Origin of the sequence: Streptomyces phyllanthi (assembly GCF_009377205.1) — a bacterium.
Lineage (GTDB): Bacteria > Actinomycetota > Actinomycetes > Streptomycetales > Streptomycetaceae > Streptomyces > Streptomyces phyllanthi.
Window position 1 is genome coordinate 1 of the sequence record NZ_VJZE01000139.1, and the last position, 19,334, is coordinate 19,334.

Below are 19,334 nucleotides of genomic sequence, written 5' to 3' on the forward strand. Positions count from 1 at the left end.
CCGTCGGCCCCGCCGACCCGGCCGGCCCCGCGGCCCCGGAGGAGGCCCGGCCACCGGTGCCTTCCGCACGCGTGAACGGCCCCGTGCCACAGCGGATCTGGCGGGAGACCCGGGAAGGGCTGCTGGCGCTGTCCGTGTGGACCGAGCGGGTGCCGGGCCGTGGGGAGGACGCCGATCCGTTCGTCGCCCACCACTGGCACAGCGCACAGGGCCTGCTCGCGGTGTTCGACGGCTCCGGCGGCGCCGGAGCGGCACCCGTGTGGCAGGCGTCCGACGGCACGTCCCGCACCGGCGCGTGGGCCGGTGCGCGGGTGGCGCGGCTGGCCACGGACTGCTGGTTCCGCGAGGTGGCGACCGGCGGCGAACCTGCCGACCCGGAGAGCCTGCGCGAGTACCTGAGGTACTTCCTCGCCTCCGCGCCGCAGCGCCGCAGCAAGATCGGCGGCACCATGCGCCGCCAGCTGCCCACCACGCTCGCCGCCGTGCACTACCGTCTGGCCGCCTCCCCCGACGAGCTGGAACTCCAGCCCCTGTGGGCCGGTGACTCGCGCGCGTACGTGCTGCGCCCGGACACCGGACTGCAGGTGCTGACCCGCGACCACACCCGGGAGAGCGACGCCCTGGAACTCCTGCGCACGGATCCGCCGATGACCAACCTGGTGTGCGCGGACCGTGAGTTCGAGATCGACAGCCGGCGGCTGACCTGTCGGCTGCCCTGCGTGCTGGTCGCCGCCACCGACGGCTTCTTCGGCTACGTCCACACACCGGCCGACTTCGAGTCCCTGCTGCTGCGCACTCTGCACGAGGCCCGGCACGAGGACGAGTGGGCCGACCGGATCCGGCGCGAGGTGCAGAGCTACACGGCGGACGACGCCTCCATCGCCGTACTCGCGCTCGGATACCGCGGTTTCGAGGAGTTGCGCGGCACGTTCGCGGCCCGCCTCCAGGAGGTGACCGAACGCTACGTACGCACCCGCCCGCGCGGCCTGGACCGGCTCGCCCCCGGTGCCGCCGACGAGCCGTCGGCCGTGCCGCAGGATCCCGCCGAGCTGTCGGCCCGGGTGCGCGACTGGCAGAACAGGACCTGGCACGCCTACCGGTCCGGCTACGAGACCCATCTGCCCCCGGCACCCGAGGAGCACGCATGAAGAAGGGCGATGTGATCGGGGGCTACCGCATCACCAGCGAGCCCACGAACGCCAACGGCGGGAAGTGCATATGGGCGTTCGCCGAGAAGGACGGCGGCCAGTACTTCATCAAGAGGTTCCTGGAGCCCAAGCGCCCCCGTGACGACGACACGCGTGACACGCCGAGTCTGCGGATCCGCCGCCAGCTCGCCGCGGAGTTCGAGCAACGGCACCGCACGATCATGGAACGGCTGCGTCCGGACGCACGCGGTGGCGGCAACCTGGTGCTCGCCACCGGCTTCTTCCACGAGGGCAGCACGTACTACAAGGTCACCGAGCGGATCGACACCTCCAGTCTGGAGAAGCCGCAGGCCCTGGAGCCGCGGCAGAAGACGGTGCTGCTCAAGACGCTCGGCATGAGTCTGAAGCAGCTGCACGACATCGGCATCGTGCACGGCGACCTCAAGCCGCTGAACGTACTCGTGCAGAAGCGGGACGGGGCCGCCTTCCACACCGCGAAGCTGATCGACTTCGACGACTCGTACGTCTCCGGGAGCCCGCCGGCCCCGGACGACATCGCGGGCGACTCGGTGTACGGGGCCCCCGAGTGGCGCCGCTACATGCAGCGCGACGAGTCGGTCGGCCCGGAACACCTGACCTGTGCCGTGGACGTGTTCGCGCTCGGTCTGATGACCCACCTGTACCTGACGGGCGAACTCCCGCACCACGACAAGCGGTACGGATCACCGGCCGACGCGGTCAACGCGGGTGAGCAGCTGGACCTCGACACACGGTTGTCCGACGCCATGCTCGGTCTGCTGCGCGCCATGACCGCCCGGGCTCCCGGCAGCCGGCCACGGATCACCACGTTCCTGAAGTCGCTGGACGACCCGAAGGTCTGCGCCCTCCAGCCCCGGCGCCCGGGCACGTCCCGGAAACCCTCCGCCAGGAGCACACCGTCCACCGGGAAGCCGACCGACACGGCGCCCCGCAGCAGGGTCAAGGCCAATCTCACATCGGCGGGCGGCCGGCCGGGCACCGGACCGAGCACGTCCGGGACGGGCCGACCGGGTACCACGCCGAGCACGTCCGGGACGGGCCGGCCGGGCACCACGCCGAGCACGTCCGGCGCGGGCCGGCCGGCCGCGGCGAAGGACGCGCCCGCCACCGGCTCGCCTGCCCACGCGCCCGCCACCGGATCGCCGGCCGAGTCACCGGCCGCCGCGCCGTCGGCCACACCGGCCCCGCCGCCGTCCGAGGCGACCTCCCCGCCGCGTTCCCGCGTCCGGATCAACCTCGGCGACCGCGGCCGTGGCCGTGGCCCGACCGGCGGCTCATCGTGAGCACGACGGCACACACCCACCCCTACCCGCGCCTGTTCCACCCGGGAGACTCCGCATGAGCGCCAACATCGAGCAGTACCAGGGCAATCTGCAGTACGCCGTCGACATCGTGCTGTGTGTCGACGCGACGGGCAGCATGTTCCCCGTCCTCGACAACGTGAAGGCGAGCGCGCTGCAGTTCCACGACCGGCTGAACGACGTGATGGCCAAGAAGGGCAAGGCGATCAGCCAGCTCCGGCTGAAGGTCATCGCGTTCCGCGACTTCGGCGACGACGCCTCGGACGCCATCCAGCAGACCGACTTCCTGCATCTGCCCACGCAGGCGAAGGACTTCGAACAGTTCGTCCGTGGCATCGACGCCTCCGGCGGCGGCGACATCCCCGAATCGGGCCTGGAGGCGCTCGCCCTCGCCATCAACTCGCCCTGGGAGACGGGGCTCGACCGCAGGCGGCACGTCATCGTGATGTTCACCGACGCCCCGGCCCACCCGCTGGGCACCGTCGGCACCAGTGCCTCGACCTACCCGAAGAACATCCCGAGCAGCATCGACGACCTGTTCGAGCAGTGGGGGTACGCCCGCAGCCAGACCTCGGTGATGGAGCAGTCGGCCAAGCGGCTGGTGCTGTTCGCGCCGGACCAGGCTCCCTGGTCCGACCCCATCGCCGAGGAGTGGGACCTCACTCTCCACTTCGCCTCCAAGGCCGGTGAGGGTCTGGAGGAGTTCGAGATGGACGAGATCATCGAGACGATCGCGAACAGCCTGTGAAGCTGGACTGGCAGGACTTCCGCCTCGAGTGCGCCGAAGGGCTGTTGGCGCTGCTGTGGCCCGGGTTCTGCACGGTCGAGGCCAAGGTCGATCACTGTGTGTCGATCCGGCTGGTCCCGCACGGTCCCGACGGCGGGGCCCAGTGGATCTTCCAGCTACGGGCTCCGGAACGTTCCGTTCCCGGGGTGATCGTGGTGCGCGCGGACGTCCCGGCAGCGTTCGTGCCCCGGGCCGAGCAGTGCACCGCCGCGCTGCGGGACGAGTACGGGATCCCGGACCACCACGAGGACACGGCCGAGGAGGAGGGACTGCAGCGCGTTCCCTCCGGCTCGCGCGACTGGCTCGTGGCACCGGCCTCGGACGAGAGCCAGGAACTGTTCCAGGACGTGATGGCGCGCATCGCAGCCGATCCCGGCTGAACGACCCAAACCTGCACGGAAGTTCACCGGCGTCCCGGTAGGGCGACGGAACGAGGAGGAGAGTCGAGGCGTGGCGGCAACGGCCAACTGGCGTTGTGCGGACTGCGACACGTACAACGGTCCCGCGGAGGCGTCCTGCACGATCTGCGGCAGTACGCGGCGCGGCACCGCGCCCCGCGCGGCCTCGGCCGCCCCGAAGTCCACGTCCGGATCGGCGCCGAAGTCCCCTTCGAAGTCCCCCTCCAAGTCCGGTTCCGAGTCCGGTTCCAAGCCGGCGGCGAAGTCCGCACCGAAGCCGGCGGCGGGCTCCGGCACGGGTGGCGGCCGTCCCGCCGCGAAGCGGCCGGCCGTCTCCCGTCCTTCGTCCGACTGGCGCTGCTCGAAGTGCGACACGAACAACGCCCGTACGGACTTGTCCTGCATCGTGTGCGGCACGGGCTGGAAGGCGGCCACCAAGAAGAGCACGCCCAGGACACCGCCCAGGACCTCGTCGTCCGGGGCCCCGGGCGCGAAGAAGACGTCCGCGCGCAAGACGACGCCCAGGAAGCCCACCCCCAAGCGGACGCCGCCCACCACCTCGGCGTCCCGCGACCGGACCACCCCGGGGCCCGCCGCTCCTCCGCGCACCGGTACGTCGTCGGTGTACCCTCCCGGTCCTGCCGGCGCCCGGTCGACCGCCTCGTCCGGCAGCCCGTACGGACGGCGGGCCGAGGAAGGGGTCTTCTTCCCCTCGTCCGCGGCCACCGGCTATCGCCCGACCGCCCCACGCCCCACACCCGTCACGCCTCCGCGGTCGGCGCCGCCCTACGCTCCCCGGCCGACGCCGCCTCCGGCCTACAGGCCTGCCAAGAAGAGCACCTCCGGCTGCTCCGGCTGCGTCGGAGCCCTCATGCTGGTGGGCCTGCTGATGTTCCTGGTCAAGGGCTGTGCGGGCCTCTTGGACTCCGGGGGCTACTCGGACTCGGACGACCCCGACGCCGGTGAGTCCGCCGCCACCTGCCCGGCCCGCATCGCGGCGGAACTGCCCGACGGCGACGGCGCCGAACTCGTCGAGGCCTTCCGTACGAAGAACAAGCAGATCACCCTGTGCCGCACCGCTGCGGGCTCGCTGTACTACTTCGGGGAGTTCAGCGACGGCCGGGAGAAGGGGATCGCGATGGAGGCCGAGGAGACGGGCGACGGCTACACGGCCCGGAACGACCCGTACCGCTATGTGATCCACGACGGGGTCGTGACCATCTACCGGTCGGGGTCGCGGATCGGCGAGGAGAAGCTGACGCCGGAGCCGTCACCGTCCTGAGCCGTCACCGTCCTGAGCCGGCGTCCCCGTAGGCCTCCCCGCCCAGTTCGAACCCGGCGCTCCCGGCGGTGGCGTCGGCCAGCCACGCCCGGAAGGCGTCCACGTCGGCGTCCGGGAGCCCGATCTCGATCGTGACGGCCTCCCCGTAGCGCACGTCGCGCACCTCCCGCCCGGTGGACCGCAGGTCGTTCTGCACCTTGCCGGCCCGCTGGTGGTCCACGGTCACGGTCGCGAGGCGGAAACGCCTGCGCGTGATGGTCCCGAGCGTGTCCAGCGCCTCGCCCACCGCGCCGCCGTACGCCCTGATCAGCCCGCCCGCGCCCAGCTTGACGCCGCCGTAGTAGCGGGTGACGACGGCGACGACGTACCGCATGTCCCGTCGCAGCAGCATCTGGAGCATGGGGACGCCCGCCGTGCCTCCTGGTTCCCCGTCGTCGCTCGCCTTCTGGACGGCCGCGTCGGCGCCGATGACGTACGCGTAGCAGTTGTGCGTGGCGTCCGCGTGCTCCTTGCGGATGGCGGCGACGAAGTCCTGCGCCTCCTGCTCGGTGGCGGCCGGGGCGAGCGCGCACAGGAAGCGGGAGCGGTTGACCTCGGTCTCGTGCGTGCCCGCGCGGGCGACGGTGCGGTACTCGTCCTGCATCCGGCCAGCCTAATCCCAGGACTCGTGTGCGGGAGCCCGGACCAGGGGCGCAACGTCCAGGTCAACCCGACATGGCCGCCGGACCAGCGGGGTGCCGGGCCGAGGTTCTCGATGTAAGGAACCGCCGCCCGCGACCGAGGCCTTCGACGCTGCGGCCGGTCTCGCCCTGGACGCGACTGGACGAAGACGGGATCCGCGCCTGGGTGGACGGCGACACCCGCGCTGCCGCATCCGTGTCCTGTCGGCCATCGCCGTCGGCGAGTTCACGCGCCTGCGCCACGCGGTGCGCCTCAACCTCGCCGCCCTGGAACCGGCATCGGGACTGGTGGGCTCGCATGTTGAGGTGTCGCGCGTGGTACCCGGCAGCGGATCCTGCGCAAAACCTGTTGGCCGGCCGCGACGGCCGCTGCTACTTTTCCGGAGGCCGCGCGAGAGATCGAGGAGGTGGTACCCGTGAACGTATCGACATGGGTGCTCCCCTCCGGGGTCGTGGTCGGGCGATAGGTCGTCCGGGAGCGCCGTTCAAGCGCACTCCCGAAAGGCACGACCATGCGATTCACTTCCGAGCAGCGCCTCGACGACGGCGTCCTCGAACGCGAATTCACCCTCGGCGAGATCCCCGGCACCCTGTGGACACCTGGATCCGCACCGGCCCCGCTGATCCTGACGGCCCACAACAACGGCCTGCCCAAGGCGGATCCTCGGCTGGTGGCCCGGGCCCGGTACACCGCGGCGCGTGGCTACACGGTGGCCACCATCGACGCCGCCGGGTGCGGTGACCGTCCCCGTTCCGCCGCCGACGAGCAGGCCCGCGCCGAACTCCGCCGCGCGATGCGGGCCGGCGAGCCGGTCGACGAGATCTTCGAGTCCTTCGTCGGCCCGCTGGTCGAGAAGACGGTCCCGGAATGGCAGACCACCCTGGACGCCCTCCTTGCGCTGCCTGAGATCGGCGGCCCGGTCGGGTACTCGGGGTGGACCGCCGTCGGCATTCGGCTGGCGGTGGTCGAGCCGCGCATCGCGGCCGCCTGTTTCTTCGCCGGGGGTTACGTGCCCCGCGCCCAGCGCGAGGAGGCCCGGCAGGTCACCGTTCCGCTGCTGTTCCTGCTGCAGTGGGACGACGAAGGGAACCCCCGGCAGCGCGCCCTGGACCTGTTCGACGCCTTCGGCACCAAGGAGAAGACGCTGCACGCCAATCTGGGCGGCCACACCGGCACCCCGTGGTTCGAGTTGGAGGACACGAACCGGTTCTTCGGCCGGCACCTGAAATGAGGCCGGTAGGCGGTAGTCAGTGTCGGCCAGGATGCCGCTCATCGAGGACAGGACTCAAACGCCCCACCCCCTAATTGATGAAGAAGGACACTCGTACAGGCGAAATGACGGGACTACTCAGAGCACTCGCAGACACACTCTCCGTACACATCGAGTCGGTGCGCAGTGGTGCGCGATCACCAGTCCTCCAGGAGGTCGTCTTCATGCCTGCTCGTCTTCGCCTGCCTGTCCTCATCGCGGCCGTGGGCCTCGCCCTCGGAACGTCCACGGCGGCGGCCTCCGCCTCCGCCGCGCATACAGCTCTCCCCAATCCCTGCGGGTTCTTCGAGACCTCCAGCGATGCCTACTACAACCACTGCACGACCGACGGCTCGCGCATCGTGATCGAGATTGACGACTGGGGCCCGAACACGTTGCAGTGCGTGGGTCCGGGGACCACCTGGATCGGGGCCGCCGGGGACATCGACGGTGCGTGGTACACCGGACGTACCTGCTGACCAGCATTCACACTCGCTTTTCCAGGCGGCCCGTCAGTTCACCTGACGGGCCGTTCCGGCTGATGGGCGGAGTGAAAGCACGCTGCCGGGCCCAGGCCGGCGACAAGCGCCTGATTCCGCCGAGCGTCAGCGGCGGACCAGCACCGCGTGCGTGACGGCCGACGAGCCGACCAGCTCGGACACCCGATAGCCGTCGATTCCGTCCCCGAGATTGTCGAGCAGCCGTTCCCCGCGCCCGATGAGCATCGGCGCGATCACCAGGTGGAGCTCGTCGATCAGCCTGGCGCGCAGATACTGCTGGATGACCGCCGCGCCGCCGCCGATCCGGACGTCTTTGCCGCCCGCGGCGTCGAACGCGCGCTGCAGCACCGTCTCCAGCGGCTCGTCGGTGAAGTGGAAGGTCGTCCCGCCGGCCATCTCCAGCGTCGGGCGCACATGGTGGGTGTGCACGAAAACGTCGTGGTGGTAGGGCGGATTGTCACCCCACCAGCCCTTCCAGGACTCGTCCTCCCACGGCCCGCGCTGCGGCCCGAACATGTTCCGCCCCATGATCGTGGCGCCGATGTTCCGCTCGCCGCAGGCGAAATAGTCGACATCGATTCCGGTCCTGCCCGCGGCGGAATCCTCCGTCGCGGAGACAAACCAGCTGTGCAGTTCGTCGCCCCAGCCGACGCCGTCGCCGAACGGGGCGTCCAGTCGCTGGTTCGCGCCGGCCACGAAGCCGTCGAGGGAGATCGTCACGTTGTGTACGCGGACCTTGGGCATGGCCTTCACCTCTCGTGTTGATGGCCTTCTCTCACCCCTGCGTCGAATAGAGCCTGCCTGGATCGACATCCCCGCGCACATTCACTTCGGCGGGCCATACCGGTGCTGAGCACCGCGCCCCGGCGCCGAGTGCGCGGCGCGGGCGGGGCGACGCCGACGAGCAGCCGGCCCGCGCCGCCAGGACGGCCCTGCCCAGTCCTCCGGGGGGAGCCGTCGTCGCACGCCAGGACCGTCACGGCAGGGAGTGTCAGTCGGCGCGGCACCAACCTCATGCGACAGCGCAGTGAGAGCCTGTGTCATATCCCCGGTCGGATCAACGCGCGGCGTCTGGTGCGTGCGATCGCAAGGCGCCGGAGCGCCCTCGATGGGGGTCCCCCCGCTCGAGCGAAGCCGAGAGTGGGGGAGGAGTCACGTGGGCGTTTCGGCAACGCGGCGAGCGTGCGTGCCAGGCGTCGCACGCCCGGCCGGGGATATGACACAGGCTCTGAGCGGTTCGGCTGAGCCACCAACTACCGGTTCGCGGCACGAGCGGCGGCAGGGTCTTCGCCACGCTCGGCGAGTTCCGATCGGAGGTCGAGGACCTGCTGCTCCAGCTCGGTGACCCGGCGGGTGAGCATTTCGACGTCTGCCGGGGCGCCGAGGCCGGAGGCTTCCGAGCTGCCTGCCCCCAAAGCCTCGGAGAGGCGTCGTTCGGGCCGGGTGATGTACCCGGACAGGCGGCTGTTGCGAGCCGTGAGGTTCGGGACGTCGGCCAGCTGCGGCTGGCGGCCGGCCTGCGTACGCGCCGTTGCGCCGGGCGGAGGCCCACCCGCGCGAGCCTCGAGCACCTTCGTCCAGTCGATCACGTGGGCAAGCAATCGTCCGGGCACGGGTCATGGCCAAGTGTGGCTGACCGGACGGACTGACGACCGTCAGGGTCCGTGTACCGTGCGATAGATTGCGGACGACACGAGAGAAGAGCCCGCATGGACTCCCGCATCCCGCGGCTGCGGCGCAAGCTGGCACGCATCTCCTACGCACCCAGCCGAAGCCACTCCTTCGGCGAGGAGCGGCACAGATTCAGTCTCGGCCCCCGCCTGCTCGAAGCTCAGGCCGCTGCCTTCGAGGCCGAGCATGACGTGAAGCTCCCACAACCCTACCGAGACTTCCTCGTCCACGTCGGCGGCGGTGGTGCTTCCCCGTTCTACGGACTGATCCCGTTGGAGGGCTGCACGCTCTTCACGATGAACCCCAAAGCTGCCGACACCGGTTCAAGAGGGTTCACCCGCGCCTACGGCCCAACACGCCCTGGTCACCTGTTCCTGCACGTCATCGAACGCGGGTGCAGCGATCTCGTCCTCGTAGGCGTAACCGGCCCACTCACCGGACGCATGCTCATCGGCAATGCCGACGGCTTCTGGGACCCGAACGTCTCCTCAGCCCCGGACTTTCTCGGCTGGTACGAACGATGGCTCGACCACATGGCTGCCGGACAGGACAACCGAGCCCTGGGACTCACCTCACCACGACTTCGAGCACATCCGAACCGGCACCGTCTCACTCCGACGACCTGACTGCCGGCGCCCCATCCACAGAAGTCGTGTCAGAACCCAGCTCACCTTGCCGAAGCCACCCGATCGAGACGCCCGTTCGACCGACAACCCTCAGGGTCGGAACGACAGCGACTCAGGCGAAGATCAGCTTGATCGATCGGGGCCCTGCTCGAACGCGTCGGCGTGGTCGGTGACCCACTGGGGAAATGATCTCGGCGGCGCTCCGAGGATGTCGGACACCGTGGAGGTGACGAACGCGGGCGTTCCGATCGTTGCGCCCCATGCGGTGAGCAGCATGTCGACGACCTGGCGCGGCGCCTTTCCCTCCGTCTCACGGCGGAACTCCTCCGGCGACAGCTCCTTGAACCTGGTCGGGCGTCCCAGGACATTCCCGATGATGTCCACCTGCGCTGCCTGGCTCAGTGACTCGGGGCCTGTGAGGACGTAGTCACCGCCGGCGTGTCCGCGCTGGTACAGGGTCCGCGCCGCGACGGCTGCGACGTCACGGTCGTCGACGGGTGCGGTCTCGGCGGCGCCGTAAGGCCACCGGACGACATCGCCGGCGCGGATGGCGGGTGCCCACCAGGCCAACGAGTTCGATGCCAGCATCCCCGGCCGGATGATCGTCGACTCGAGTCCGGTGGACGCGATGAGTCGCTCGATCTCGGCGTGGAGCACCGCCATGGGATTCGGCTGCTGGAAGAAGGGGTGCGGTGTCCGGTGCGGTGAGGAGAGGAAGACGACGCGCCGCGCGTGGGCCGCCAGGCGCTCGACAACTGCCGCAGCGGTCGTCGGCGGTGCGGTCCAGAGGAGGAAGACGGCGCTGGTGCCTCGCAGCGCCCCGTCGAGAGATGTGGGCACGGTGAGGTCACCGGTGACGACTTCGAGGTCGGCCGGCAGCGTCGCTGCCGCTTCGGCACGACGCGTGAGGGCGCGGACCGGTACGCCCGCACTGACCAGTTGGTCGATGACTCCGCGCCCGATCCGGCCGGTGGCCCCGGTGACGAGCACCGGCGGCATGTGGATTCGTGTCATGAGTGCCTCGACGGCGTCCTGGACAGGTGAGCGGAGGGCACCGTGCCGTGCCTTCGGGAGTGGATCGGGGTCATCGCTGGTCGTCGTGGACGCGGTGGGCCCGGTTCCTGGCCGCGGGAGCCGTCCCGGAGATCCTGTGGCTGATCGATGACGCGCACGGCGGCACCGCGCCGGGCAGGATCAGCCGCCGGCGTCGGGCCGATGCCCGCGTCGGGAATGTCTGTCTGAGTCACCCCCGGATCAAATCGTTACTCGGTTAAAAAAGCAACCCAGTTAATAATGTTACGATGCTCGGGTGATCGAGCCGACGGGGCTGCGCGCCCGCAAGAAGGCGCGGACCCGTGACGCCATCGCCGACGCGGCGATCTCACTGTTCCTGGCGCACGGATTCGACCAGGTCTCGGTCAGCGACATCGCTGCCGTGGCCGAGGTCTCCAAGCCGACCCTCTTTCGGTACTTCCCCACCAAGGAGGACCTGGTACTGCACCGATTCGCGGACCACCACGGTGAGGCGGCGCGCGTCGTGCGCAACCGCCCGCCCGGCGCCTCACCCATGGCGGCACTGCACCGGCACTTTCGGGCAGGCCTCGATCGGTACGAGCCCGTCACCGGCCTCAGCGACCATCCCGCAGTGGTGGAGTTCCATCGCCTGGTGTTCACCACGCCGAGCCTTGCGGGACGGCTCACGCAGTACATGCTCGAGGACGAGCAGGCGCTGGCAGAAGCCCTCGACCCGGGCCCGGACATCCAGGCACGACTGACAGCGGCTCAGGTACTCGCGGTCCAACGGGTACTCGCCCGCACCAACTGGCAGAAGATCGCCGACGGGCGAACCGCCCGCGACGTACACCCCGAGGCTGTCACCGACGCCGACCAGGCCTTCGCCCAACTGCGATAACAGCTGCCCCGGCCACGTACGGCACTCGAGGTTTCTCGGGAGGCCCTCGACTACGGATCAGACACCTGTCAGAGCGCCTTCCTCCCCCTCGGCACGGTCATCGCCGTGAGCAGCGCCGCGCCGGGGCGGAGGTGCTTCCAGGACGGGCCGTACCAGGCGAGGACCGCGATCGCGGAGGTCGGGAACTTCGTGCGGACGGCGTCCAGGGTGTCGTCGAGCCCGTCCCCGGCCAGCTCCAGGACGAGTTCCTCAAGGCCCGGGTTGTGCCCGACGAGCAGCAGCGTCCCGGTCTCGTCGGGCACTTCGCGTACGGCGTCCAGGAGCTCCGGTACGTCGGCCGCGTACAGGCGGTGCTCGTGCCGTACGGGCGGCGGGGTGGCCCACTGCGCCGCGGCGAGGTCCCAGGTCTGGCGGGCACGCACGGCGGTGGAGCACAGGGCCAGGTCGGGCAGGCAGTCGGCCACGGCGAGGGCACGTCCGGCGGCGGGGGCGTCGCGACGGCCGCGCGGGCCGAGGGGCCGCTCGTGGTCGGGGACGCCCACGGGCCAGGCGGACTTGGCGTGCCGCAGCACGACGAGTCTGCGCAGGGGGCCCGCTCCGGTGCGCGTCCGCACGCGGGTCGTGTCGGTCATGGTGCGGCTCCGATGTCGCGGGTGAGGTGGAGGCCGAGGAGACGGTCCGCGTAGGCGTACGTCTCGAAGCGGGCGCCGTCGGGCAGGTCCTCGGCGTCTTCCACGCGCCGCAGGACGTCGAGCACGGCCGGTACGTCCAGGTCGTCCTCCCAGGCGGTGCGCAGGTCGTGCCGTACGGCGTCGGGGACGGGCCGGGACGGGCGGGTGGCCCAGCCGGCGACGGCCTTGCGCCAGCGGGCGAGCGTGTCACGGGCCTCGTCGGCGACGGCTCCGGGATCGGCCGGCTCGGTCCGGGGAACGGTCAGCAGGGCGAGCCGCAGAACGGAACCGTCCGCCGGCGGGCCGGAGTCGTCCGCCGGGGCGACCCGCACATGGACGCCGTCCTCCGGCGTGGCGGTGCCGGGTCCGGCCACGTGCAGGGTGGGGCCGGTGACGGGGGCGGCGGCCTCGGCGGGCCGGACACCGAGGGCGTCGGCGCGTTCCCGCAGGGGCGGGGACGGGTCGGCGACCGTGAGAGCGGGGACTCCCCCCAGTTCGAGGACCCGGGCGAGCAGATCGGCGACCAGCAGCACACGCAGGGCCGAGGCGTCGGCCCCGGTCACATGCGCGTGCACACGGGTAAGGGCCCGGCGGACCTCGGTGGGTGCGCCGGTGCGGGCATCGGTGATACGCAGCACGGCCCGAGCGTAGGCCGGAAGCCGGCCCACCGCAGGATGGCGGGTCAGGGAAGTCACCCCACCGGTGCGCCGTGTCGGCCCCGGGAATCGCCGGGCGCTCCCCGCTGTTGCCGCCCACAGGCCCTTCCCTCGGCTCGAGATCGGAGACAGGACATGTACGGCGACACGGACACGGTCCGCAGGATCCTCACGGAGCTCGGTGACACCTGGGCCGTCGTGGGGCTGTCCGGGAATCGGGGGCGTGCCGCGTACGGGGTCGCGGAGGTGCTGCAGCGGTACGGCAAGCGCGTGGTGCCCGTGCATCCCAAGGCCGAGACGGTCCACGGGGAGCAGGGGTACGCCTCGCTCTCCGACATCCCCTTTCCCGTGGATGTGGTCGACGTGTTCGTCAACAGCAGCCTCGCCGGGCCGGTCGCCGACGAGGCCGTGCGGATCGGGGCCGGGGCCGTCTGGTTCCAGCTGGGCGTCATCGACGAGCAGGCGTACGAGCGCACGCGCGCGGCCGGGCTGGACATGGTGATGGACCGCTGCCCGGCCATCGAGATACCGCGCCTGGGGTGAACCCCGCCAGCCCTCACGGGCTCGCCACGCGGTTGCGGGGCAGCAGCCGCTTCAGCAGGGGCCAGGACAGCAGCACCAGGATCACCGCGTACACCGTCACCGCGAAGGGCGTGTTGACCAGGCCGGTGACGCTGCCGTCGCTGATCTGGAGGGCGCGCCTGAGCTGTTGTTCGGCGCCCGGTCCGAGGATGACGCCGATGACGGCGGGCAGCACCGGGAGCCCGTAGCGCCGCATACCGAAGCCGATCAGGCCGATGACCAGCAGGATCACCAGGTCGATCACCTCGCCGCCGACCGCGTACGCGCCGACCGCCGCGAAGAACATGATCCCGGCGTAGAGGTACGGGCGCGGGATGCGCAGCAGCTTCGCCCAGAGCGGGGCCAGCGGCAGGTTGAGCGCGAGCAGCAGCACCATGCCGACGAAGAGGGAGGCGATCAGACCCCACACCAGGTCGGGTTCGCGTTCGAAGAGGAGCGGGCCCGGCTGGATGCCGTACTGCTGGAAGGCGGCCAGCATGACGGCCGCGACCGCCGTCGTGGGCAGGCCCAGCGTGAGCATGGAGACCAGGGTGCCCGCCGCCGAGGCCGACGCCGCGGACTCCGGTCCGGCCACACCCTCGATGGCGCCCTTGCCCCACTCGTCCTTGTGCTTCGACAGGCGCTTCTCCGTGACGTACGAGAGGAACGTGGGGATCTCCGCGCCGCCCGCCGGGATCGCGCCGAACGGGAAGCCGATGAACGGGCCGCGCACCCACGACTTCCAGGTCCGTTTCACATCGCCGCGGCCGAGCCACGGACGGCCCACCGGGATCGGCTCGCCCGGCCTGCGCCGCAGATGCGCGGCCACCCACAGGGCCTCGCCGATCGCGAAGAGGCCGACCGCGACGATCACCACGTCGATGCCGTCGGCGAGTTGGAGCGCGCCGAACGTCAGGCGCTGCTGGCCGGTCATCTGGTCCAGGCCCACCAGGCCGATCGTCAGACCGATCAGCAGGGAGGCCAGCCCCCGGATGCGGGACGAGCCCAGCACGGAGGTCACCGCGATGAACGCCAGCACCATGATGGCGAAGTAGTCCGGCGCGCCGATGTCCACCGCCAGCGCGGCGACCGTCGGCGCGAGCGCCACCAGCAGGAGCGTGCCGACCATGCCGCCCGCGAAGTGCCCGATGGCGGCGGCCGCGAGCGCCTGTGCGCCTCGCCCGGACCTGGCCATCGGGTTGCCCTCCATCGCCGCGACCACGGCGGCGCTCTCACCGGGGGTGTTGAGGAGGATCGAGGTCGTCGAGCCGCCGAACATCGCACCGTAGTAGATGCCCGCGAACATGATGAACGCGCCGATCGGGTCGAGCCCGTACGTCACCGGCAGCAGCAGCGCGACCGCCATCGCGGGTCCGATACCGGGCAGGACGCCGATCGCCGTGCCGAGCAGCACACCGAGGGCCGCCCACAGCAGGTTGACCGGGGTGAGGGCCGTACCGAAGCCGTCCAGGAGGGAGTTGAAGGCGTCCATGTCACAGAACTCCCATCAGGGGACCGCCGGGCAGGGGCACTCCGAGCAGGTTGTTGAAGATCGCGTAGGTGGCGAGGGAGAGGACGGCCGCGATCAGCGGGTCCCGGTCGAAGCGGCGGCTGCCGAGGGTGAAGGCGGCGCCCCAGAAGAGGAGGGCGCCCGCGACGGGGAAGCCGAGGGGGTCGATGAGGACGGCCGCGCCGAGGAAGACCCCGGCGAGCAGCAGGACGGTGCGCCAGTCGGCGGGTTCGGACAGGTCGACGTCCTCGCCGGTCTCGGCCTGCCCACGGCCGCCGCGCAGCACGTCCACGGCGAGCAGGGCGGCGATGACCAGCAGTCCGGTGCCGACCACGATCGGCACGGTCCGCGGGCCGACCGGTCCGCGCTGGGCGACGTCGACGTCCATGGTGAGCGCGTCGGTGAGGACGAGCACGCCGAGCGCCAGCAGCAGGACGCAGACGCCGAGTTCGGAGTGGTCGCGCAGCCAGGAGCGGCGCTCTGCCGTGGGCGCGGTGGAGGTGCCGGTCGTCTGCGTCGTCACAGTCCCAGCTCCTTCAGCACCGACACCACGCGGTTGTCCTGGGCGTCCAGGAACTCGCCGAACTCGTCGCCGGTGAGGAACGCGTCGTCCCACCCGTTCTGCTTCATGGACTTCTGCCACTCGGGCGAGTCGTGGAGTTCCTCGATGAGGCGGGTGAGCTTGTCGCGTTCGGCGTCGGAGAGGCCGGGTGGGGCGACGATGCCGCGCCAGTTGGTGAAGTTCACGTCGTAGCCCGCCTCCTGGAGGGTGGGCGCGTCGAGCCCGGCGACGCGCTCGGGGCCGGTGACGGCGAGGAGGCGCAGCTCGCCCGCCTTGATCTGGTCGAGGTACTCGCCGACGCCGGAGACGCCGAAGGCGACCTTGTTGCCGAGGATCGAGGCGAGGAGTTCGCCTCCGCCGTCGAAGGGGATGTAGTTGACCTTCTTCGGCGCGATCCCGGCGGCCCGCGCCATCAGCATGGGCGCGAGGTGGTCGGGTCCGCCGGGCGAGGAGCCGCCGCCGACCGGGAGCTTGCCGGGGTTCTTCTTCCAGGCGCCGATGAGGTCGTCGATCGTCTTGTACGGGGAGTCCTTGGCGACCACGACCACGTCCTGCTCCTCGGTGAGCCGGGCGATCGGGGTGGTGTCGGCGAGGGACTTCGGCGCGTCGTTGGAGCGGACGGCGCCGACGACGCCGAGGCCCATGGACATCGCGAGCTTGCCGTTGCCGCGCTCGCTCACGAGCCGGGTCAGTCCGACGGTGCCACCGGCTCCGGGGAGGTTGAACACCTCGATGTTGGAGGTGAGGCCGGCGTCCTCGGCGTTCTTCGCCGCCGTACGGGCCGTGATGTCGTAGCCGCCGCCGGGCGTGTTGGGGACCATGAAGCGCAGGCCCGGGATCTGTGTGCCGGTGCCGGCGCCGCTGCCGGTGGTCAGCAGCGGCGGGCCCACGAGTACGAGCACGGCGGCCCCGAACAGGGCGAGGGGGGCGCGCAGGCGCACAAGTGCCACCACCTGTCTGAAAAACGTCGATGCGGGTGTGGGGGAACCCTGTGGGGGGAGGGTGATGCGGGTCACATGGTGCCCGTACGTCGGCGACCTGTCTCTCTTGCGGAATCAACGGAGTTTGTGGTCTTTGTGGTCGCCCGTGCGACGGCGGAGCGGGCAGGCTACCTGGGGCGGCCTGTGCCGGAACAGTCCCCTCAGGTCTCTTTCCTCCGCCGCAGGCGAGCGCCATGATGGGGCGACTCGGCACCGGAGCCGCCCGGGTCGTGCCAGTGGTGGAGATTGAGTCAGCCGTGGTCGCCACATTCCGTCGCCATACCCTCGCGGGTCAGATGCTGGTGCTCCAGCTCGCCATCGTCGTGGTGGTGCTGCTCGCCATCGCCGCGGTCTCGCTCGCGCAGTCGGAGGCCACCTTCAACCGGGTCGAGGGCCGCCGGGTCGGCGCGCTGGCCGAGCAGCTGGCCGCGAATCCGCTCGTACGGAGCCAGCTCGCGCAGTCGGGGCCGCGGGAGCCGCTGGCCGCGCTGGTGCAGTCCACGCTGGTGCAGTCCGGGGTCACGTCCGTCACCGTTGCCGTCGCCGACGGCCGGATCGTCAGCTCGACGAATCCCACGGTGGTCGGGGACGCGCTGCCCCTGGGGCCCGGAGTCTCCGGGGGTCGCGGCTGGTCCGGTTCGCTGACCTGGGACGGCAGCCACGAGCTGGTGGCGCAGGTGCCGGTGCTCGGGGCGACGGCGGAGGACAACCTCGGGCAGAACCTGGGCACCGTCATGATCGGCGAGGCGTCCCCGACGGTGTGGCAGCGGCTCAGCGGGGCGTCCTCGTATCTGCTGGCCTACCTCGGCATCGCCAGCGGCCTGGGCCTCGCCGGCTCCTGGCTGCTGTCCCGGCGCGTCAAGCGGCAGACCCTGGGCCTGGAGCCGCGCGAGATCGCCGGTCTCGCCGAGCACCGGGAGGCGATGCTGTACGGCATCGCGGAGGGCGTGATCGCCCTGGACCCGCAGCACCGGCTCACCCTGGTGAACGACATGGGCCGGCGCCTGCTGGAGCTGCCCGAGGACTGTGTGGGCAAGAGTCTGTCCGATCTCGGTATCGAGGGGCGCCTGCGGGACGTCCTGGTCGGCGCCCACAAGAAGTCGGCGGATCCGCGGGACGCGGTCGTCATACGGCACGGGCGGGTGCTCGTGATGAACCGGATGACGGTCACCAAGGACGGCCGCTCGCTCGGCTCGGTCACCACGCTGCGGGACCGTACCGAACTGGCCCGGCTGGAACGCGAGCTCGGCTCCTTCCGCAGCTCCTCCGAGCTGCTGCGCGCCCAGGCCCACGAGTTCGCCAACCAGCTGCACACCATCTCCGGGCTGATCCAGATCGGCGAGCAGGACGAGGTGGTGCGCTACATCCGCGCGCTGAACCAGCGCCGCCAGTCACTCGACATGACGCTGACCCGCCGAGTGCGGGACACCGCCGTCGCCGCGCTGCTGATGGCGAAGACCGCCCTCGCGGCCGAGCGGAAGGTCACCCTGCGCATTTCGGACGACACCGCCCTGGACCGGCTCGCGCCGGAGGACGCCGCCGATGTGGCGACCGTGGTCGGCAACCTCGTCGACAACGCCATCGACGCGGCCACGGCGGGCGAGGTCGACGACGGGGAGACAGCCTGGGTGGAGGTCGAACTGCGGCAGGACGCCGCGAGCGTGGAGATCGTCGTACGCGACTCCGGCCCCGGCGTCGCTCCCGAACTCGCCCACGAGGTCTTCGCCCACGGTTTCACCACCAAGGCCGCCGAGGAGGGCGAGCGCGGCATCGGTCTGGCCCTGACGCGGGTCGTCTGCGAACGCCGGGGCGGGGAGATCGCGGTGGCCAACACCCCCGACGGCGCCATGTTCACCGCCCGCATGTCCGTGAGCCACCCCGCCGGCGCGGTGGCGGAAGGAGCATCTCGATGAGCTCGCTGCGCTCTCTGAGCCCGCTGCGCCCGCTGCGCCCGCTGCCCGCGACGACTCAGCCGACTCCGACGAACGGCACGAACAGCATGAACGCCACGCACGGCACGCACGCCACGCAGGACACGCACGGCACCCTGGACGTCCTCATCGTCGACGACGACTTCATGGTGACGCGGGTCCACCGCACCTTCGTCGAACGCGTCGAGCCGTTCCGTGTGGTCGGCACGGCAGGCACCGGCGAGCAGGCGATCGCCGCGGTCGACGAACTCCGCCCCGACCTGGTGCTCCTCGACCTCTACCTCCCCGACATCTTCGGCCTGGACGTCATCCCCCGGCTGCGCACCGCCGGGCACGACTGCGACGTCATGGTCATCAGCGCCGCCCGCGAGGCCGACGCGGTCCGCGGCGCGGTCCGGCACGGCGTGGTCGACTACCTCCTCAAGCCCTTCGAGTACGACGACCTGCGCGTCCGCCTGGAGCGGTACGCCGCCCAGCGCGGCCGGCTGCTCACCACGGTCGTCCGGGGCCAGGCGGACGTGGACCGCGTCCTGGCCGGTGCGTTCGCGCCGAGCCCCGGCAACACCCTCCCCAAGGGCCTCAGCGTCGAGACGGCCGACCTCATCGAGCGCGCCCTCCGCGCCACGGACGGCACCCTGTCCGCCACCGAGTGCGCGACCGCCACGGGCATCTCCCGCGTGAGCGCCCGGCGCTACCTGGAGTACTTCCACTCGGCGGGCAGCGCGGACGTAACGCTCCGCTACGGCGCGGCGGGCCGCCCGGAGCGACGCTACAGCTGGCGCGGCTGATGGGGGTTTGTGCGGTGCTGTGAGGCTGCGGCCCGGCGGGGCTGGCCGCGCAGTTCCCCGCGCCCCTCAAAAGCCCGGCCC

21 protein-coding genes are annotated in these 19,334 nt (G+C 71.1%); 12 read left to right on the top strand and 9 right to left on the bottom strand.

The features are described 5' to 3' along the window. The 5 genes from FNH04_RS20525 to FNH04_RS20545 form a co-directional block, all read left to right on the top strand. The coding region (locus FNH04_RS20525) for a protein phosphatase 2C domain-containing protein (RefSeq protein ID WP_228031525.1) at positions 1 to 1,148 on the top strand (1,148 nt) is incomplete at its 5' end. Next, complete coding sequence (locus FNH04_RS20530; protein WP_152786326.1) at positions 1,145 to 2,470, top strand: protein kinase domain-containing protein; 1,326 nt, start codon at positions 1,145 to 1,147, stop codon at positions 2,468 to 2,470. The genes FNH04_RS20525 and FNH04_RS20530, both read left to right, overlap by 4 nt. Positions 2,471 to 2,525: 55 nt before the next feature. Beyond that, on the top strand, positions 2,526 to 3,236 hold the full coding sequence (locus FNH04_RS20535; protein WP_152786329.1) for a vWA domain-containing protein: 711 nt from the start codon (positions 2,526 to 2,528) through the stop codon (positions 3,234 to 3,236). After that, entirely contained in the window at positions 3,233 to 3,655 is a 423-nt protein-coding gene (locus FNH04_RS20540; protein WP_152786331.1) for a hypothetical protein, read from the top strand. The genes FNH04_RS20535 and FNH04_RS20540 overlap by 4 nt, the downstream gene beginning before the upstream one ends. Positions 3,656 to 3,725: 70 nt before the next feature. After that, positions 3,726 to 4,955: a hypothetical protein gene (locus FNH04_RS20545; RefSeq protein ID WP_152786333.1), complete on the top strand. Its 1,230-nt coding sequence runs from the start codon at positions 3,726 to 3,728 to the stop codon at positions 4,953 to 4,955. A gap of 4 nt (positions 4,956 to 4,959) precedes the next feature. On the opposite strand, the gene FNH04_RS20550 is transcribed toward FNH04_RS20545, so the two are convergent. After that, the gene (locus FNH04_RS20550; protein WP_152786335.1) at positions 4,960 to 5,598 is read right to left on the bottom strand and encodes a YigZ family protein; all 639 of its coding nucleotides are present in this window, start codon (positions 5,596 to 5,598) and stop codon (positions 4,960 to 4,962) included. Positions 5,599 to 6,147: 549 nt separating this feature from the next. On the opposite strand from FNH04_RS20550, the gene FNH04_RS20555 reads away from it, so the two are divergent. Next, entirely contained in the window at positions 6,148 to 6,867 is a 720-nt protein-coding gene (locus tag FNH04_RS20555; protein WP_152786337.1) for a dienelactone hydrolase family protein, read from the top strand. 203 nt (positions 6,868 to 7,070) lie between these two features. Further along, positions 7,071 to 7,364 carry a DUF6355 family natural product biosynthesis protein gene (locus FNH04_RS20560; RefSeq protein ID WP_152786339.1) on the top strand — a complete coding sequence of 98 codons (294 nt, stop codon included), beginning with the start codon at positions 7,071 to 7,073 and terminating at the stop codon, positions 7,362 to 7,364. A 126-nt stretch (positions 7,365 to 7,490) separates the two neighbouring features. Here FNH04_RS20560 and FNH04_RS20565 read toward each other — a convergent pair whose 3' ends face one another. Beyond that, on the bottom strand, positions 7,491 to 8,129 hold the full coding sequence (locus FNH04_RS20565; protein WP_152786341.1) for a dihydrofolate reductase family protein: 639 nt from the start codon (positions 8,127 to 8,129) through the stop codon (positions 7,491 to 7,493). Between the two features lie 509 nt (positions 8,130 to 8,638). Next, positions 8,639 to 8,974, bottom strand: coding sequence for a hypothetical protein (locus FNH04_RS20570; protein WP_194236751.1), 336 nt, complete (start codon positions 8,972 to 8,974; stop codon positions 8,639 to 8,641). 120 nt (positions 8,975 to 9,094) lie between these two features. On the opposite strand from FNH04_RS20570, the gene FNH04_RS20575 reads away from it, so the two are divergent. After that, positions 9,095 to 9,682, top strand: a complete 588-nt coding sequence (locus FNH04_RS20575; RefSeq protein ID WP_152786343.1) for an SMI1/KNR4 family protein — start codon at positions 9,095 to 9,097, stop codon at positions 9,680 to 9,682. 123 nt (positions 9,683 to 9,805) lie between these two features. Here the strand turns inward: FNH04_RS20575 and FNH04_RS20580 are convergent, their stop codons facing one another. Beyond that, positions 9,806 to 10,696: an NAD(P)H-binding protein gene (locus FNH04_RS20580; RefSeq protein WP_152786345.1), complete on the bottom strand. Its 891-nt coding sequence runs from the start codon at positions 10,694 to 10,696 to the stop codon at positions 9,806 to 9,808. Between the two features lie 295 nt (positions 10,697 to 10,991). Between FNH04_RS20580 and FNH04_RS20585 the strand changes: the two genes are divergently transcribed. Next, positions 10,992 to 11,594: a TetR/AcrR family transcriptional regulator gene (locus FNH04_RS20585; RefSeq protein WP_322723390.1), complete on the top strand. Its 603-nt coding sequence runs from the start codon at positions 10,992 to 10,994 to the stop codon at positions 11,592 to 11,594. Between the two features lie 68 nt (positions 11,595 to 11,662). Here FNH04_RS20585 and FNH04_RS20590 read toward each other — a convergent pair whose 3' ends face one another. Further along, positions 11,663 to 12,226, bottom strand: coding sequence for a SixA phosphatase family protein (locus FNH04_RS20590; protein WP_152786347.1), 564 nt, complete (start codon positions 12,224 to 12,226; stop codon positions 11,663 to 11,665). Next, on the bottom strand, positions 12,223 to 12,903 hold the full coding sequence (locus FNH04_RS20595) for a hypothetical protein (protein WP_322723392.1): 681 nt from the start codon (positions 12,901 to 12,903) through the stop codon (positions 12,223 to 12,225). Before FNH04_RS20595 ends, FNH04_RS20590 begins: the two co-directional genes overlap by 4 nt. A 153-nt stretch (positions 12,904 to 13,056) precedes the next feature. Between FNH04_RS20595 and FNH04_RS20600 the strand changes: the two genes are divergently transcribed. Beyond that, on the top strand, positions 13,057 to 13,464 hold the full coding sequence (locus FNH04_RS20600; RefSeq protein ID WP_152786349.1) for a CoA-binding protein: 408 nt from the start codon (positions 13,057 to 13,059) through the stop codon (positions 13,462 to 13,464). Between the two features lie 13 nt (positions 13,465 to 13,477). On the opposite strand, the gene FNH04_RS20605 is transcribed toward FNH04_RS20600, so the two are convergent. The 3 genes from FNH04_RS20605 to FNH04_RS20615 are packed head-to-tail and all read right to left on the bottom strand — an operon-like array spanning position 13,478 to position 16,495. Then, positions 13,478 to 14,974 carry a tripartite tricarboxylate transporter permease gene (locus FNH04_RS20605; RefSeq protein WP_152786351.1) on the bottom strand — a complete coding sequence of 499 codons (1,497 nt, stop codon included), beginning with the start codon at positions 14,972 to 14,974 and terminating at the stop codon, positions 13,478 to 13,480. Between the two features lies 1 nt (position 14,975). Continuing rightward, the gene (locus FNH04_RS20610) at positions 14,976 to 15,515 is read right to left on the bottom strand and encodes a tripartite tricarboxylate transporter TctB family protein (protein WP_322723393.1); all 540 of its coding nucleotides are present in this window, start codon (positions 15,513 to 15,515) and stop codon (positions 14,976 to 14,978) included. Then, positions 15,512 to 16,495: a Bug family tripartite tricarboxylate transporter substrate binding protein gene (locus FNH04_RS20615; protein ID WP_322723398.1), complete on the bottom strand. Its 984-nt coding sequence runs from the start codon at positions 16,493 to 16,495 to the stop codon at positions 15,512 to 15,514. The genes FNH04_RS20610 and FNH04_RS20615 overlap by 4 nt, the downstream gene beginning before the upstream one ends. Positions 16,496 to 16,791: 296 nt before the next feature. Between FNH04_RS20615 and FNH04_RS20620 the strand changes: the two genes are divergently transcribed. Both FNH04_RS20620 and FNH04_RS20625 read left to right on the top strand, forming a co-directional pair. Then, positions 16,792 to 18,447, top strand: coding sequence for a sensor histidine kinase (locus tag FNH04_RS20620; RefSeq protein WP_322723395.1), 1,656 nt, complete (start codon positions 16,792 to 16,794; stop codon positions 18,445 to 18,447). Between the two features lie 86 nt (positions 18,448 to 18,533). Beyond that, positions 18,534 to 19,253, top strand: a complete 720-nt coding sequence (locus FNH04_RS20625; RefSeq protein ID WP_152786365.1) for a response regulator — start codon at positions 18,534 to 18,536, stop codon at positions 19,251 to 19,253. The last annotated feature ends 81 nt before the right edge of the window (positions 19,254 to 19,334 follow it).